Source organism: Dactylosporangium sp. NPDC049525 (genome assembly GCF_040676755.1).
Lineage (GTDB): Bacteria > Actinomycetota > Actinomycetes > Mycobacteriales > Micromonosporaceae > Dactylosporangium.
Window position 1 is genome coordinate 69,684 of the sequence record NZ_JBFAPO010000050.1, and the last position, 16,551, is coordinate 86,234.

Sequence of the window (16,551 nt, forward strand, 5' to 3'; positions counted from 1 at the left end):
TCGGGTGACTTCTCCTGAGCGGTTGGTGGTGATCGGCGGTGACGCCGCCGGCATGAGCGCCGCATCGCAGGCCCGCCGCCGCCGACCCGTCGGCGACCTGCGGATCGTGGCGTTCGAGAAGGGGCAGCACGTGTCGTACTCGGCGTGCGGCATCCCCTATCTCGTCGCCGGCGACGTCGGCAGCCCCGACGACCTCGTCGCCCGCACACCCGCCGAGTTCCGCAAGCTCGACATCGACCTGCGGCTCGGCAGCGAGGTCGTCGCGATCTCCGTCGACCGCCGCGAGGTCACCGTCCGCGCCGGTGCCGACACCTATGCCGAACCCTTCGACCAGCTCGTCATCGCCACCGGCGGGACCCCGGCCCGCCCCGACGTGCCCGGCGCCGACGCCGCCGGCATCCACGGCGTGCAGACCCTCGAGGACGGCATCCGGATCCTCGCCGACCTCGACGAGCACGACCTGCGCCGGGCGGTCGTCGTCGGCGCCGGCTACATCGGCCTGGAGATGGCCGAGGCGATGATCACCCGCGGCCTGGAGGTCGCGCTCATCGACGCCGCCGATCAGCCGATGCGCACCCTGGACCCCGACATGGCCGCCCTCGTCGCCGACGCGCTGCGCGGCCTCGGCGTCGACCTGCGGCTGTCCTGCGCACTGCAGGGATTCGACGTCGTCGACGGCCGGGTCAGCGGCGTCCGCACCGCTGGCGAAACCCTGCCCGCGGACGTCGTCATCCTCGGCCTCGGCACCCGCCCCAACAGCGCGCTCGCCGCCGCCGCGGGCATCGCCGTCGGCACGACCGGCGGCATCACCGTCGACCGCCGGCTGCGCACCTCCGCCGAGGGCATCTGGGCCGCCGGCGACTGCGTCGAGGTCTTCCACCTGATCTCGCAGCGCCCCGCCGCCATCGCCCTCGGCACCCACGCCAACAAACAGGGCCGCGCCGCCGGCATCAACATCGGCGGCGGCTACGCCACCTTCCCCGGCGTCGTCGGCACCGCCGTGTCCAAGATCTGCGCGTACGAGGTCGCCCGCACCGGCCTGACCACCGCCGAGGCCCACGCCGCCGGCTTCGCCACGTTCTCCACGGTCACCGAGTCCACCACCCGCGCCGGCTACTACCCCGGCGCCCTCCCCATCACCACGAAGATCATCGCGGAGCGCACCACCGGCCGCCTGCTCGGCGCCCAGATCGTCGGCCAGGAAGGCGCGGCGAAACGCATCGACGCCCTCGCCGTCGCCCTCTGGCACGGCATGACCGTCGAGGAGATGACCGGCCTGGACCTGTCCTACGCTCCCCCGTTCGCCCCCGTCTGGGACCCCGTCCTCATCGCCGCCCGCAAGGCCGCCGAGCAACTGGCTACGCTCAAGCCGTGATCATGCACAGCGCGCCGTTCGCCGCCTTGGACGTCTTCACCCTGTACGCCCTGCTCCGCCTCCGCAGCGACGTCTTCGTCGTCGAACAGCAGTGCGTCTACCCCGACCTGGACGGCCGCGACACCGAACCGGACACCGTCCACGTCTGGCTGACCGACCCGTCCGGGACCGTGACCGCCTACCTGCGCGTCCTCACCGAGCCTGACGGCACCGCCCGCATCGGCCGCGTCGTGACCGACCACGCCCACCGCGGCCAGGGCCTGGCCGCCCGCCTGCTCGCCGAGGCCGTCGCCATCATCGGGCCACGCGCCGCGAGCCTGAACGCGCAGACGACGGCCATCCGCGTGTACGAACGGTTCGGCTTCGCGACGTCCGGGCCGACGTTCCTCGACGACGGCATCGAGCACGTGCCGATGCACCGGCCCGCCGTGCTCTGACGGCCCGCGCTGCACGCGCTCGGCGCACGACCAGACAACCCGGTTGATTGCTGGTCGCCGAGGGACAGGGATCCACCGGGTTGTGGGAGATCCGCCGGGCGCGCGTGCGGCGTTCGAGAAGTGTGCAACCGCGCGGGCCGCTGGGCGCCCCTTGCGCTACACACTTTCGACGGCGCACAACCGATCACGAGTCGGGCCTGCGCAGCGCTGTGCGGCCCCACTCCGCAGCACCCTCCCTGGCTGCCAGCGTTGGCCGGCGGCGGGGTGGCGCCGCCTACGGAAGGTTGGCGATCAGGTCGGCGATGTCGCGGCGGCGCCCCGTGTAGAACGGGATCTCCTCGCGGACGTGGCGACGCGCGGTCGACGCCCGCAGCTCCCGCATCAGGTCCACGATCCGGTGCAGCTCGTCGGCCTCGAAGGCCAGCATCCACTCGTAGTCGCCGAGGGCGAAGCTCGCCACCGTGTTGGCGCGCACGTCGGCATAGCCGCGGGCCATCTTGCCGTGCTCGGCGAGCATGGCGCGGCGCTCCTCGTCGGGCAGCAGATACCACTCGTAGGAGCGGACGAACGGGTAGACGCAGACCCAGGCGCGGGCCTCCTCGTCGGCCAGGAACGCCGGGATGTGGCTCTTGTTGAACTCGGCGGGCCGGTGCAGGGCCATCTGCGACCAGACGGGCCGCAGGTGGGCGCCGAGGGCGGTGCGGCGCAGTGCCGCATACGCCTCCTGGAGGGCCTCGGCGCTCGCGGCGTGCCACCAGATCATGAGGTCGGCGTCGGCGCGGAGGCCGGCGACGTCATAGGTGCCGCGGACCACGACGTCCTTCGCGGCCAGGTCGGCGAGGAACGCGGTCGCCTCGGCCGCGGTCTCGTCGCGGGTCGCGGGGTCGAGCGGGCCCGTCGCCTGGAACACCGACCACATCGTGTAGCGGATCGAGTCGTTCAGCTCGCGGATGCGCGCGGCGTTGCTGGTCATGTCGCTATCCTTCCAGGGCCTCGAGCAGCGTGTCGGCGGCGGCCCACCCAGACGTGACGCAGGCCGGGATCCCGACCCCGTCATAGGCGGCGCCGGCGACCGTGATCGCCGGGTGGGCGGTGAGAGCGGCGCGCAGCGCGGCGACGCGGTCGCGGTGGTGCGGCTCGTATTGCGGGAGGCCGCCGCCCCAGCGGAACACGGCGGCGTCGACGGGGTCGGGCAGGCGGTCGACGCCGAGGAGCCGGGCCACCTCGTCGCGGACCAGGCCGAGCAGGTCGGCGTCGGTGCGCTGCAGCTGCTGCTCGTCGCCGGCGCGGCCGACGGAGGCGCGCACGACGGTGAGCCCGGGGCGGCGCAGGTGCGCCCACTTCTGGTCGAAGAACGTGACGGCCTTGACCGCGAACCCTTCCGTCGCCGGGACCAGGAACCCCGACAGCTCCGGCAGCTTGGTGGCCGGCAGCGCCAGCCCGACGAGGGCGACGCTGGCATAGTCGAGCGGCACGCCCGTCACGCCGTCCACTGTGGACAGCAGACGGGCGGCGGGGGTGGCGGGCACGGCGAGGACGACGCCGTCGGCGTCCACTGTGGACGCGTCGCGGGTCGAGCCGACGGTGAGACGCCAGCCGGTGCCGTGCCGGTGCAGCTCCCGCACGGGCAGGCCGAGCCGGACGTCGGGCAGGGTCGCGGCGAGCGCGTCGACGAGCCGGCTCATGCCGCCCAGGACGGTGCTGAACACGGGCGCGCCCGGCGTGTTGCGCCGCGCGGCCAGGGCCGACCGGACGGCGCCGGTGAGGGTGTCGGACCGCTCGGCCGCGTCGGCGAGCGCGGGCAGCGCCATGCGCAGCGAGAGCCGGTCGGCGCGGCCCGCATAGACGCCGCCGAGGAGCGGCTCCACGAACCGGTCGACGACGAGGTCGCCGCGCCGCGGCCGGACCAGCGCACCGACGGTCACGTCCTCACCGGGGCGCAGCAGCGGCTCACCGGACGGGCGCTCGGCCGGGTCCGTCTCGACGGGGATGCCCATGAGGGTGCCGGGCGGCAGGTCGTGCAGGCCGCCGCCGACCGCGACCGCGGCCTTCGCGGTGGCGGGGTGCACGATCGCGTCGCCGAGGCCGACCTGCTCCGCCAGCCGCACGGCGGCGCTCGGCCCGCCGGCCGGGTCGCCGGACAGGAACGACTCGGCGCCCCGCTCGACCGGGCCGCCGGCCAGCTCGACGGTGCGCAGCTTGCCGCCGGGACGGTCGCCCTGGTCGAACAGCACCACGTCGAGCTGCGGGGCGCGCTCGTACAACCGGTGCGCCGCGGCGAGACCGGCGATGCCGCCGCCGATGACCACGACCCGTCGCCGCCCGCCTCCAGCCATATCCCGAGTCTATGGTCGCCATATGACAGAAACGCGAGTGGCCGTCGTCACCGGCGCGGCGCAGGGCATCGGCCGCAAGACCGCCGAGTTGCTGGCGGCCGAGGGATATCAGCTGGCCGTCATCGACACCAGGCCGGTCGACCTGGACGGGCTGATGTTCGTCGGCGACGTCTCCGACGAGGGGGACGTCGCGCGGTTCGTGAGCGAGGTCGAGGCCGTGTACGGCGGCTGCGACGTCCTCGTGAACAACGCCGGCATCGCCTCGATCGCGCCCGCGGAGGACACCGACGCGGCGCAGTGGCGGCGCGTCCTGGAGGTGAACCTCACCGGGCCGTTCCTGCTGTGCCGGGCGTTCGGGCGGCGGATGCTGGTCCGTGGCACCGGTTCGATCGTCAACATCGCCTCGGTGGCGGGGTTGCTGGGGGTCGCGGACCGGGTGGCGTACAACGCCAGCAAGCACGGGCTGATCGGCATGACCCGCACCCTGGCCGTCGAGTGGGGCGGTCGCGGCGTCCGGGTCAACGCGGTCTGCCCCGGCTGGGTGAAGACGGAGATGGACGACGCGTCGCAGGCGTCCGGCGCGTACGCGGACACCGACATCACCGAGCACGTGCCGATGGCGCGGTTCGCGCAGCCGGAGGACATCGCCCGCGCGGTGGCGTTCCTCGCCGACCCGGAGCGGTCCGGTTTCATCAACGGCGCGGCACTCTCCGTGGACGGCGGATGGGCGGCCGACGGGTCGTGGCAGTCGCTGCGCCTGGACAGCCGGGGACGCTGAAGGGTGGCCCGCGTACATCCGAAGTGCGTCGATATGTCGTCGGGTCGGGCGAATCTGACCAGGGGGATGTCCATCTGTGGGGCGAACCCCTCTGGAACATCTCGCCGGAGGCGAGCACACTCTCTCGGATGAGCGACCTCGCGTCCTCCCGACCGTCACCGGACGAGCCGAGCGACCGCGCGCTGGATCAGGGCGCCGGCGGCGGTCACGCGCCGTGGACCGCCGATTCACGCAGTGTTGAACCGTGGAGCGCCGAGCCCTGGACGACGGATCCCTGGCAGATCGGCGCCGGACAGGCAGGCGGGCAGATGGGCGGGCAGACGGGCGCCGGACAGGAAGGGGACGCCTACGGGGCGGACCCGCTCGCCGACGTCATCGCCGACCTGGCCGACCTCGCCGACCCGGCGGCGGCTGCGGCGGCCGCTGCGGCGGCGGCCGCGGCCCGTGCCGCGCCGGTCGACGACGTGGAGCCGACGGCGCGGACGATCTCAGCGCTGCTGGCCGACACCACGACGTCACCGGCCGAGCTCGCCGACGCCGTCGCCTGGTGTTACGACGACGAGGCGCTGCCGCTGCTGCTGCCGCTGATCCGTCACTTCGACGCGCGGGTCCGGCGCGCGGTCGCGCAGGCGCTGCCGAGCGTGCTGGGCGAGGCGACGCCGGACGACACGGTGCGGGCGTTGCTGGTCCTGAGCAACGACCCGGACGACGACGTGCGGGACTGGGCGTGTTTCGCGCTCGGCACCCAACTGTCCGAGGTCGACGCGCCGATGCTGCGCGACGCGCTGGTCGTGCGCCTGGACGACCCGCACGACGACACCCGGTGCGAGGCACTGCTCGGCCTGGCCCGGCGGCGCGACGAGCGGATCCTGCCGGTGCTGCAGGAGCGGCTGGCCCGCGACAACGTGTTCTCGCTGGAGATCGACGCGGCCGGAGCGCTCGGGCACCCGTCGCTGCACACGCTGGTGCGCGGGCACCTGTCGGGCTGGGACGACGACGTGGTCGCGCGGGTCTGCGCGGCGCTGCGGCTGACGGACCCCGACGGGGTCGGCGACGACCTGCTCGACGGGCTGGCGGAGTGGTTCACCGGCGGCGCGCCGCACGCGAGCGACGACGACCGCTACTGGTGGACGGTGACGCTGCAACTGCTGGAGCACGCCGAGTACCGGGCGCCGGAGATCGCCGAGCAGGTGCACGCCCGCCTCGCCGGCGAGCCCCGGGCGACGTCGCTGATGCTCGGCTCGCGACTGGCGCAGCTCGCCGGCGACCACGGCTGGTGGCGCTGGAGCCCCACCTACTAGCTGGAGCCCCACCTACTAGCCGGGGCCCACCTACTAGCCGGGGCCCACCTACTAGAGCGAGTGCACCAACGAGACGACCCTGGTCAGCACGTCAGGGTCGGTCTCGGGCATGACACCGTGACCGAGGTTGAAGATGTGCCCGGGCGCCTTGCGGCCCTCGGCGACCACCCGTCGGACCTCGGTCTCCACGACCTCCCACGGCGCGAACAGCACGCACGGGTCGAGGTTGCCCTGCAGGACCTTGCCGGGCACGCGCCCCGCGGCCACGTCCAGCGGCGTGCGCCAGTCGACGCCCACGACGTCGGCGCCGGCCTCGGCCATGGCGGGCAGGAGCTCGCCGGTACCGACGCCGAAATGGATCTTCGGTAGTCCCGTGTCGTCCAGACCGGACAGGACCCGGCGCGAGTGCGGCAGGACGTAGCGCCGGTAGTCCGCCTCGGACAGTGCCCCGGCCCACGAGTCGAACAGCTGCACCGCGTGGACCCCGGCGTCGGCCTGCACCCGCAGGAACGTCAGCGTGATCTCGGCGAGCTTCGCGCACAGGGCGTGCCAGACGTCGGGTGCGCCGTACATGAGCGCCTTCGTCTTCACGTGGTGCCGTGACGGCCCACCCTCGACGAGGTAGCTGGCCAGGGTGAACGGCGCCCCGGCGAAGCCGATGAGCGCGGTCGGGCCCAGCTCGGCGAGCAGGAGCCGGATCGCGTCGGCGACGAACCCGACGGCGTCCGGGGTGAGCCCGGGCAGGGCGTCGACGTCGGCCATGGTGGCGACCGGCGCGGCCACGACCGGGCCGGTGCCGGCGACGATGTCCAGGTCAACCCCGGCGGCCTGCAGCGGCACGACGATGTCGCTGAACAGGATCGCCGCGTCGACCTCGTGGCGGCGGACCGGCTGGAGGGTGATCTCGCAGACCAGGTCGGGCCGGCGGCACGACTCGAGCATGCCGATGCCGGCCCGCAGCGCGCGGTATTCGGGCAGGGACCGGCCCGCCTGGCGCATGAACCAGACCGGCGGGTGCGGCACCGCCTGGCCGCGGGCGGCACGCAGAAGCAAATTGTCAGTCATAGCGAAGTCATCGTTTCACTGCGTGCGCAACGGCGGCGCGGCGGCACCCCCTGCGTCGGTTTGCGCCTTACTCTTCCGGTATGGCGCCATCGACCGCGACTCCCCCGACGTTCACCCGGGCGGTGGAGGACCTGCGCGCGGTCACGGCGCGACCCGAGATCGAGCTCGAGGAGATGCCCGCGCCGCAGCGGCTCGCGCCGTTCGCCCACGCGATGAGCGGCACGGTGCTGCGCAACGGCGACGAGGTCGCGACGGGACGGCTGATCCTGCTGCACGACCCGGCCGGCCATGACGCGTGGGACGGCACGATGCGCCTCGTCACCTATGTGACGGCGGAGCTGGAGGCCGAGCTCGCCGCGGACCCGATGCTGCCCGGGGTCGGCTGGAGCTGGCTGACGGACGCCCTGGAAAGTCACGGCGCCGCGTACACGGCGATCGGCGGGACGGTCACGCAGACGCTGTCGACGCGCTTCGGTGACCTGGCCGGCCCGCCGACCGCGGCCGACCTGGAGATCCGGGCGTCGTGGACGCCGACCGACGACGACATGCAGGCCCACGTGCACGCCTGGTGCGCGCTGCTCGCCTCCACGGCGGGCCTGCCCCCGCCGGGCGTCACGGCCCTGCACTGAAAAGGGCGGGCCCGAAGGCCCGCCCCTGGCACACCGGCCGGGATCAGATTCCGAGCAGGACCTCGGACTCGTTGCACGGCTTTTCCATCTCGTTGAGCTTGTTCTGCAGGGTGGTCTTGTCGCCCTTGCTGGACGCGTCGAGCGCCTCGAGCAGCAGCTTCAGGCAGGTGCCGATGACGTCACGCTGGCGCTTCGCCTCGGTGCTGTCGGCCTGGGTGCCGCGCAGGTCCTGCTGGGCCTTGGTGAGCTCGTCGGCCTTGGCCTTGAGGTCGGCCTTGGTCTTGTCCAGGTCGCCCTGGGTCGCGGTGAGGCTGTCCTGGCGCTGCGACGCGAGCTTCTCCGACTTGTCGAGCTTGCCGCTCTTGTCGACGTAGAGCCCGACGAACACGCCGGCGGCGATGACCGCGAGGGCCAGCAGGCTGGCGAGGATCGGCACCGCGATGCTCTTCTTCGGCGCCGGGCCGGGGGTCTGGTAGCCGCCCTGGGCGTATCCGGGCGGGCCGGAGACCGGGCCGTAGGAGACCGGCGGGCCGGACATCGGCGGCGCCGACATCGGCGGGTTCGCCATCATCGGCGAGGTCGGCGGCGCCGACACCGACGGCTCCAGGTTGTAGGCCGCCGGCGGCTGCTCACCGTACTGCTGCGTGGCGCCGTAGGCGGGCAGCTGCGAGGTGCCCTGGTCATACGGGTTGGGCTGGGGCGGCTGGCCGTAGCCCTGGTCGTGGGTGGGCGCGGGCTGCTGCGGCACCGGGGCGCCGTACGGGTTCTGCGGCGCGGGCTGCTGCGGGTAGGCCCCCTGCGGCGCGTTCGGGTCCGGGTAGGCGTAGCCCTCGTTCGGGTTCCCCTGGGGGTTATTGGGGTAGGTCATCTCTTTCTTCCTCCTGATGATCCCTCCGGGCAGCGCCCCGGGCGGGGGTCGAACGGCCGCCGCGACCGGGACGCGACGACGAGGTGCAAGTCGAGGTGATCAGCAGATGCTGATCGTCTGGCAGACCACTGAGATCGGGATGGCCAGTCCGATGCCTTCGGCCTCTCGTGCCTTGAGCGTCGCGACGCCGACCACCTCCTTCTTGGCGTTGAACACGGGCCCGCCGGAGTTGCCGGGGTTGATCGCCGCGTCGAACTGCATCAGGTCCTCGCCGCTGAGCGAGCGGAACGCGCTGACGACGCCGGTGGTGACGGTGTCCTCGAGGCCGAGCGGCGCGCCGACGACGAGCACGGGCTCGCCGACCTTCGGCACCTGCGGCGCGGCGACGAGCCGGGTGAACTCCTCGTCGGTGTGCAGCAGGGCCAGGTCCTTGTCGGGGTGGGCCTCGATGATCTTCGCCGGGAAGCGCTGGCCGGTGCGTTCGATGCTGACGTCGCGCTCGCCCTTCTCGTACGCCTCCTGCACGACGTGGTAGTTCGTGATGAGGTTCGTGCCGCCGCCCGCGGGGGCCGCCTTGCCGAGCGCGAAGGACGTGCCGGTGGCGTACTTGGTGGAGACCCGGAACACGCTCGGGCGCACGCTCGCGGCGACCTCGGCGGCGTCGAGGTTGCCGCCGGTCTTGGCCTCCAGCTTGTCGGCGCGGTCCTCGAGGGCCTTGAGCCGGGTCTCGTCGGTCTGCTTCGCCGCGCTGGCGGCCTTGTCGGCCCGGTCCAGGCGGGACTCGAGCCGGACGATGAACGCGGCCTGCACGCCGACGACGACCAGCAGGATCAGCACCAGGACCAGCGCGATCCGGCCGCCGCGGCCGGACCGGACGGCCCCGCCGGGGTGCTGGCCGAGGTGCGGGGGCGCGCTGTGCGGCGGCGGGCCGGCGGGCACGGAGACGGGCCAGGCGCTCGTTGGCTGGGCCGGGAGGGAACCGGTGGCGGGGAAGGAACCCGTGGCCGGGAACGCGCCGGTGGCCGGGCCTCCCGCGGGCGACACGCCGGCGGCCGGGAACGACCCAGTGGACGTCATGCGTGGAGGAAGTGGACCGAGTCGCTCCGAGTCGTCGCCGGATCGGTCCGCGTGGCGTGGACGATCGTACGAATCGGGGGTTCCGGAAGCCACCGGGTTGGAGGGGTCATACCCGGCCGTCATGCTTCTCGTTTCCTTCCTGTCACAATTCCACCCGTTTGCACTGCGGCGCGGTCGATGTGCGGCATCGCAGTCGGCCTCACCCTAAACCGCCCGCACAAGCCCCGCGACCTCCGTGGCAACCAACGGACACAACCGGAAGTACCAGTTCCGGTCGTGCTCGCGACCGTACCGGCACGGCCGCTTTTTGTCCGTCCCGAACCCACGTGTCCCGGGCCACCCACTGCCGGCCGCGGCACCCCAGAAACCGACGCGCCGGACCCGGCTGCATCGGCGTACCGGTGCCGCAACGTACCGTGGTCCGGGTGACCGACGAACCCCCCGCGCGGCGTCGGGACGAGGAGCCAGACAGTCCGGACAAACCGGACGACAAGACAGAGCCCGTCCTGCTGACCGCCCCCCGAGACGGGACGCCCGAGCCGATCATCGACCGGGCGGAGCTCGCACGTGCCGTCGAGCGCTTCGCCCAGGGCAGTGGTCCGGTCGCCGTGGACGCCGAGCGCGCCTCCGGCTACCGGTACACGCATCGGGCGTATCTCGTGCAACTGCGCCGTGCCGGTGCCGGCACCGTCCTGATCGACCCCCTGCCCTTCGGACAGCTGCCAGAGCTCGATGAGGTGATCTCGCCCACCGAATGGATCCTGCACGCCGCCAGTCAGGATCTGCCGTGCCTCACGGAGCTGGGGCTGCGCCCCACCCGGCTCTTCGACACCGAGCTCGCGGCCCGGCTGTGCGGCTTCGAGCGGGTCGGCCTGGCCGCCCTGACCGAGTCGCTGCTGGGCTACACCCTCGAGAAGCACCACTCGGCCGCGGACTGGTCGACGCGGCCGCTGCCGGCCTCCTGGCTCACCTACGCGGCCCTGGACGTCGAGCTGCTGCTGCAGCTGCGCGACCGGCTGGTCGAGGAGCTGCACGAGCAGGACAAGACGGAGTGGGCCGCGCAGGAGTTCGCCGCGCTGGTCGCCTCCGCCGGCGACCCGCCCCGGGTGCGCGCCGACCCGTGGCGCCGCACGTCGGGCATCCACCGGGTCCGGGGCGCCCGGGCGCTGGCCCGGGTCCGCGCGCTGTGGCACGCCCGGGACGAGATCGCCGCGCGCCGGGACGCGAGCCCCGGCCGGGTGCTCGCCGACGCGGCCATCATCGCCGCCGCCGAGGCCGACCCGAAGGATGAGCGGACGCTGCTGGCCCTCGCCGGGTTCGGCGGGCGGTCGGTGCGCCGGCTGGCGCCGACGTGGCTGACCGCGCTGTCCGACGCCAGGGCACTGCCGGACAAGGAGCTGCCGACCACCCCGCCGTCGGACGGGCCTCCCCCGCCGCACCGGTGGGCCGAGCGGGACCCGGTCGCGGCCGGGCGCCTGGCGCGCAGCCGGGAGCTGGTGACCACCCTGGCCACCGCCAACCGGGTGCCCCCGGAGAACCTGATCACCCCGGATTCGGTACGGCGGCTGGCCTGGTCCCCGCCCGAGGAGCTCACCGAGGAGGCGGTCGGTGCGGTGCTGTCGGGCTACGGCGCACGTCCCTGGCAGGTCGCACTGGTGACGCCGGGGCTCACCGCGGCGCTGGAGGTACCGGCGGCGGAGTAGCTGCGGACGGGGTGTGGGCGGATCCACAGGCGCAGCGGACCTACTGGCGAGTAACATGGCCGGTAATTCGTCGCTAGGAGGACACCCGTGCCCCGTCCCGTCCGCGACGTCGTCTTCGTCGACGGCGTGCGCACCCCGTTCGGCAAGGCCGGTGGGATGTATGCCAACACCCGCGCCGACGACCTCGTCATCCGCTGTATCCGCGAGCTGCTGCGGCGCAACCCGCAGCTGCCGCCGGAGCGGGTCGACGAGGTCGCGATCGCGGCAACCACGCAGATCGGCGACCAGGGCCTGACCATCGGCCGCACCGCCGCCCTGCTGTCGGGTCTGCCCAAAACCGTCCCGGGCTACTCGATCGACCGCATGTGCGCCGGCGCCCTGACCGCGGTGACCAACGTCGCCGGCGGGATCGCCTTCGGCGCCTATGACGTCGCGATCGCCGGCGGCGTCGAGCACATGGGCCGCCACCCGATGGGCGAGGGCGTCGACCCCAACCCGAGGATTCTCGCCGAGAAGCTGGTCGACCCGTCGGCGCTCGTCATGGGCTCCACCGCGGAGAACCTGCACGACCGGCTGCCCGGCATCACCAAGGAGCGCGCCGACAAGTTCGGCTACGCCTCGCAGGTGAAGACCGCAGCCGCGTATCAGGCCGGCAAGCTGCAGCCCGACCTGGTCAGCGTCGCGACCCGCGACCCCGAGACGGGCTGGGGCCTGGCCACGGTCGACGAGGCGCCCCGCGAGACGAGCCTTCCGAAGCTCGCCACGCTCAAGACCCCGTTCCGCCCGCACGGCAAGGTCACCGCGGGCAACGCCGCCGGCCTCAACGACGGCGCCACCGCCGCGATCCTCGCCGCCGAGGACGTCGCGAACGAGCTGGGGCTGCCCATCGGCATGCGGCTGGTGTCGTTCGGCTTCGTCGGTGTCGAGCCCGAGGTCATGGGGTACGGCCCGGTCCCGGCCACCGAGAAGGCGCTGCGCCAGGCCGGACTGTCCATCGGGGACATCGGCCTGTTCGAGCTCAACGAGGCGTTCGCCGTCCAGGTCCTGGCGTTCCTCGACCACTTCGGCATCGCCGACGACGACCCGCGGGTCAACCCGTGGGGCGGCGCGATCGCCGTCGGACACCCCCTGGCGTCCTCCGGCGTGCGGCTCATGACGCAGCTGTCGCGGCAGTTCGCCGAGCACCCCGAGGTCCGCTACGGCCTCACCGCCATGTGCGTCGGCATCGGCATGGGCGCGTCCGTGATCTGGGAGAACCCGAACTGGGAGGGCGGCAAGTGAGCACGACCATCAGCAACCCGAACGAGGTCGTGACCAAGGCGCTGCTGCGCTTCGTGACCCTGCCGTCCAGGGAGCGCGCGGCACTCATCACGCTCGACAACGGCTTCGATCACACCAAGCCCAACTCGTTCGGCCCCGCCGGGCTGGCGAGCCTGGAGGCGGCGATCGACGAGGCCGTCGCGGCCGCGCCGAAGTTCATCGCCCTGACCGGCAAGCCGTACATCTTCTGCGTCGGCGCCGACATCACCGGCATGCCGCTGCTCACCGAGCGGGAACAGGCCGTCGAACTCGGCCGTTTCGGACACCGGGTGTTCAAGAAGTTCAAGGATTCGCCGGTACCGACATTCGCCTTCATCAACGGTGCCGCGATGGGTGGCGGGCTCGAAGTGGCGCTGCACTGCCACTACCGGACGGTCTCCTCGGGTGCCGCGGCGCTCGCGCTGCCCGAGGTCGCGATCGGTCTCGTGCCCGGCTGGGGCGGCACCCAGCTGCTGCCGAACCTCATCGGCATCGCCCCGGCGGCGCAGGTGATCCTGCAGAACCCGCTGACCCAGAAGACGCTCAAGCCGGCGCAGGCCCGCGAGTTCGGCATCGCCGACGAGATCTTCGAACCGGCCGACTACCTGGAGCGGTCCCTGGCGTGGGCCGAGGGCGTCGTGGACGGCACCGTCACCGTCGTGCGCCCGGAGATCGACCGGGACATGTGGGACGGCGTGCTGTTCTTCGCCAGGCACCAGCTCGACGAGCGCCTCCATGGTGCGGTCAATTCGGCGAACAAGGCCCTCGACCTGCTGGCCCTGGCCAAGTCCTCGACGTTCGAGGACGGCACCGCCGCGGAGGACGAGGCCCTTGCCGACCTCATCATGGGCGACCAGGCCCGAGCCAGCCTCTACGCGTTCGACCTGGTCCAGCGCCGCGCGAAGCGGCCCGCCGGCGCACCCGACAAGGGCCTCGCCCGCGACGTCAACAAGGTCGGCATCGTCGGCGCCGGCCTGATGGCCTCGCAGCTGGCGCTGCTGTTCGTGCGGCGGCTCGAGGTGCCGGTCGTGCTCACCGACCTCGACCAGGCCCGCGTCGACAAGGGCGTCGGCTACGTCCACGCCGAGATCGAAAAGCTCGTGGCAAAGAAGCGTCTCGACGAGGGCAAGGCGGCGAAGCTTCGCGGTCTGGTCAGCGGCTCGGCCGACAAGGCCGCGTTCGCCGACGCCGACCTGGTCCTGGAGGCCGTGTTCGAGGACCTCGGCGTCAAGAAGCAGGTCTGGGCCGAGGTCGAGAAGATCGTCCGCGACGACTGCGTCCTGGCGACCAACACGTCCTCGCTGTCGGTCAGCGAGCAGGCCGCCGGGCTCGCCCACCCGGAGCGGGTCGTCGGGCTGCACTTCTTCAACCCGGTCGCGATGATGCCGCTGCTGGAGATCGTCCGCGCCGACCAGACCGACGACGCCACCCTCGCCACCGCGTTCGCCGTCGGCAAGGCCCTGAAGAAGTCCTCGGTGCTGGTCAAGGACGCCCCGGCGTTCGTGGTCAACCGGCTCCTGACCCGCTTCCTCGGCGTGGTCACTGCCGCCGTCGACAACGGCACCCCGATCGCCGTCGCCGACTCGGCCCTGGACACGCTGGGCCTGCCGATGCGGCCGATGGCGCTGCTCACCATGGTCGGCCCGGCGGTCGCGCACCACGTGGCGGAGACGCTGCACACGGCGTTCCCCGACCGGTTCGGCGTTTCGGCCAACCTGGGCCGGGTCGTGGCAGCCGGCAAGCGCGGCTTCACCGACGCCGAGGGCAACCCCGACCCCGAGGTCCTCGCGCTGCTGCAGGTCGGCGACGCCCCCTCGACCGCCGAGGAGCTGCGCGACGAGGCGACCGCCGCCCTGGCCCGCGAGATCCGGCTCATGCTGGACGAAGGTGTCGTCGCCGACGCCCGCGACATCGACCTGTGCATGATCCTCGGCGCGGGCTGGCCGATGCACCTGGGCGGCGTCACGCCGTACCTGGACCGCGAGGGCATCTCGGAGAAGGTGACCGGCGCACGGTTCCTCCCGCCGGGCGTGGCCAACGCCCCGTAGGTTCACCCGTTCGAGGGCACATTTCGTAAATATCGGCAGCGGACCCCGCCGGCGCCTAGCGTTGGCGGGGTTCGCTCGCAGTCCCCCCCGGCTGCACCGGCTCACGTCGTTCCCGGGGGTGCACCATGCGCAAAATCCTGCTCGTCGCTGCGGTTTTCCTGGCCTCGTTCGCGCCGGCCGTCGACGCGTACGCATCCCAGACCGCGACGGTCGTCTCCCCCAAGCGCCCCCTGAACGTCCGGGCCGGCAGCGCCGTGTGGACCACTCAGCTGCGCACCCTGCCGCACGGCGCTTCCGTCGCCATCGCCTGCCAGGTCAAGGGCCAGCTGATCAACCAGGGCCCGGTCCGCGTCACGGACCAGTGGGACCGGCTCACCGACGGCTCCTACGTCTCCGACGCCTGGATCCGCCGCCCCGCCACCCCGATCCCCGCCTGCGGCCCGGCCGCACCGGTCGCACCCGCCGCCGTCGCGGCCGCCGCCGCGGTCACGACGACCACCGGCACCGTCGCCTCGGGCCGCACCCCGCTGAAGGCCCGCACCGGCCCCGTGCACACCGCGGCCCTCATCGCCGCCCTGCCCAGCGGCACCCCGCTGACCCTGGTCTGCCAGCAGCGCGGCGAGAACGTCGCCGGCTCCCAGCGCGTCACGCCCATGTGGGACCGCCTGCCCGAGGGCACCTACGTGTCCGACGCGTACGTGCGCCGCACCGCGACCCCACCCCCGTGCACCGCCGCCACCCAACCGGTGGCCGCACCCGCCGCCCCCGCCGCCGACGGCGCCTGGACCAGCCCGCTGCCCGGCTTCAGGGCCCGCCCCGGCTTCCGCACCGCGGGCAACCCCAACCACATCGGCGTCGACATCATGTCCTTCACCGGCACCCCCATCCACGCCGCCTCCGCCGGCACGGTCGTCGAAGTCGTCTGCAACATCGAGGCCGGCCACAGCTGCGACGAGACCGGCAGCGCGTCGATCGGCGGCTGCGGCTGGTACGTGAAGCTCCAGCACGCGGGCGGCATCTCCACCCTCTACTGCCACATGGTCCGCAAGGCCACCGTCCAGCCAGGCCAGAAGGTCAAGGCCGGCCAGATCCTCGGCTACGTCGGCACCTCCGGCAACTCCTCCGCCCCCCACCTCCACTTCGAGGTCCACATCAACGCTCCCCCAACCAACCCCCAGAACGCCGTCGACCCGCTGCCGTTCATGCGCACCCACGGCGCCCCCATCGGCTAGGGCTGTTGCTGTTTCTGTTTCTTCCGCTGTTTCTTCCGCGGCGGCCTCCGGCCGTCCAGGAGCAGTGGGGGATTCTCACCCCACACCCCCAATGCTCGCTACCGCTCGCACGCCCTGCGCTCCGCGCGGCCGAAACACGCGCATGCGCGCAGCAACCGAAGACCGCGGGTCAAGGTTTCCGTCTCGCCAGGTCTGTCGTCCAATTCGCCTGCCATTCGCGCGAGACGCGGAGGCAGGCCCATCCAAAAATCCCCGCGCCAGGACGGTCACAACGACGTGATGCTCCCGGCGCGGTTGTCTTGCTGGAGTGCGACGACCAGGCGCATCCGCCACCCTGGCCTTCGCACTTCCGCGTGGAGGGGTGGACGGGCCTGCCTACGCGTCTCGCGCGAATGGCAGGCGA

14 protein-coding genes are annotated in these 16,551 nt (G+C 72.8%); 9 read left to right on the forward strand and 5 right to left on the reverse strand.

What is annotated here, in order from left to right; all coding sequences use genetic code 11:
• Positions 1-4 precede the first annotated feature (4 nt).
• Complete coding sequence (locus AB0K00_RS43850) at positions 5-1,375, forward strand: FAD-dependent oxidoreductase (RefSeq protein ID WP_363534296.1); 1,371 nt, start codon at positions 5-7, stop codon at positions 1,373-1,375.
• A gap of 2 nt (positions 1,376-1,377) precedes the next feature.
• Positions 1,378-1,812 carry a GNAT family N-acetyltransferase gene (locus AB0K00_RS43855; protein WP_363534347.1) on the forward strand — a complete coding sequence of 145 codons (435 nt, stop codon included), beginning with the start codon at positions 1,378-1,380 and terminating at the stop codon, positions 1,810-1,812.
• Between the two features lie 274 nt (positions 1,813-2,086).
• Here the strand turns inward: AB0K00_RS43855 and hemQ are convergent, their stop codons facing one another.
• Positions 2,087-2,785, reverse strand: a complete 699-nt coding sequence (hemQ, locus tag AB0K00_RS43860; RefSeq protein ID WP_363534299.1) for a hydrogen peroxide-dependent heme synthase — start codon at positions 2,783-2,785, stop codon at positions 2,087-2,089.
• A 4-nt stretch (positions 2,786-2,789) separates the two neighbouring features.
• Positions 2,790-4,148, reverse strand: a complete 1,359-nt coding sequence (hemG, locus tag AB0K00_RS43865) for a protoporphyrinogen oxidase (RefSeq protein WP_363534302.1) — start codon at positions 4,146-4,148, stop codon at positions 2,790-2,792.
• 22 nt (positions 4,149-4,170) lie between these two features.
• Here hemG and AB0K00_RS43870 point away from each other — a divergent pair, with 22 nt between their 5' ends.
• Together AB0K00_RS43870 and AB0K00_RS43875 are read left to right on the forward strand one after the other, a co-directional pair.
• Positions 4,171-4,926, forward strand: a complete 756-nt coding sequence (locus tag AB0K00_RS43870; RefSeq protein ID WP_363534305.1) for an SDR family oxidoreductase — start codon at positions 4,171-4,173, stop codon at positions 4,924-4,926.
• A 128-nt stretch (positions 4,927-5,054) separates the two neighbouring features.
• Positions 5,055-6,227: a HEAT repeat domain-containing protein gene (locus AB0K00_RS43875; protein ID WP_363534308.1), complete on the forward strand. Its 1,173-nt coding sequence runs from the start codon at positions 5,055-5,057 to the stop codon at positions 6,225-6,227.
• 51 nt (positions 6,228-6,278) lie between these two features.
• Here the strand turns inward: AB0K00_RS43875 and hemE are convergent, their stop codons facing one another.
• Entirely contained in the window at positions 6,279-7,292 is a 1,014-nt protein-coding gene (gene hemE / locus AB0K00_RS43880; protein ID WP_363534311.1) for a uroporphyrinogen decarboxylase, read from the reverse strand.
• Positions 7,293-7,372: 80 nt separating this feature from the next.
• On the opposite strand from hemE, the gene AB0K00_RS43885 reads away from it, so the two are divergent.
• Positions 7,373-7,921, forward strand: coding sequence for a DUF3000 domain-containing protein (locus tag AB0K00_RS43885; RefSeq protein ID WP_363534314.1), 549 nt, complete (start codon positions 7,373-7,375; stop codon positions 7,919-7,921).
• 43 nt (positions 7,922-7,964) lie between these two features.
• Here AB0K00_RS43885 and AB0K00_RS43890 read toward each other — a convergent pair whose 3' ends face one another.
• Complete coding sequence (locus AB0K00_RS43890; protein ID WP_363534317.1) at positions 7,965-8,789, reverse strand: hypothetical protein; 825 nt, start codon at positions 8,787-8,789, stop codon at positions 7,965-7,967.
• A gap of 99 nt (positions 8,790-8,888) precedes the next feature.
• Positions 8,889-9,866, reverse strand: a complete 978-nt coding sequence (locus AB0K00_RS43895; protein ID WP_363534320.1) for a trypsin-like peptidase domain-containing protein — start codon at positions 9,864-9,866, stop codon at positions 8,889-8,891.
• A gap of 425 nt (positions 9,867-10,291) precedes the next feature.
• Between AB0K00_RS43895 and AB0K00_RS43900 the strand changes: the two genes are divergently transcribed.
• The 4 genes from AB0K00_RS43900 (at position 10,292) to AB0K00_RS43915 (ending at position 16,148) form a co-directional block, all read left to right on the forward strand.
• Complete coding sequence (locus AB0K00_RS43900; protein WP_363534323.1) at positions 10,292-11,569, forward strand: HRDC domain-containing protein; 1,278 nt, start codon at positions 10,292-10,294, stop codon at positions 11,567-11,569.
• Positions 11,570-11,656: 87 nt separating this feature from the next.
• Positions 11,657-12,850 (forward strand): thiolase family protein, encoded by a 1,194-nt coding sequence (locus AB0K00_RS43905; protein ID WP_363534326.1) that lies wholly within the window; start codon positions 11,657-11,659, stop codon positions 12,848-12,850.
• Complete coding sequence (locus AB0K00_RS43910) at positions 12,847-14,916, forward strand: 3-hydroxyacyl-CoA dehydrogenase NAD-binding domain-containing protein (RefSeq protein WP_363534329.1); 2,070 nt, start codon at positions 12,847-12,849, stop codon at positions 14,914-14,916. The genes AB0K00_RS43905 and AB0K00_RS43910 overlap by 4 nt, the downstream gene beginning before the upstream one ends.
• Before the next feature lie 125 nt (positions 14,917-15,041).
• Complete coding sequence (locus tag AB0K00_RS43915; RefSeq protein ID WP_363534332.1) at positions 15,042-16,148, forward strand: peptidoglycan DD-metalloendopeptidase family protein; 1,107 nt, start codon at positions 15,042-15,044, stop codon at positions 16,146-16,148.
• Positions 16,149-16,551: the final 403 nt, after the last annotated feature.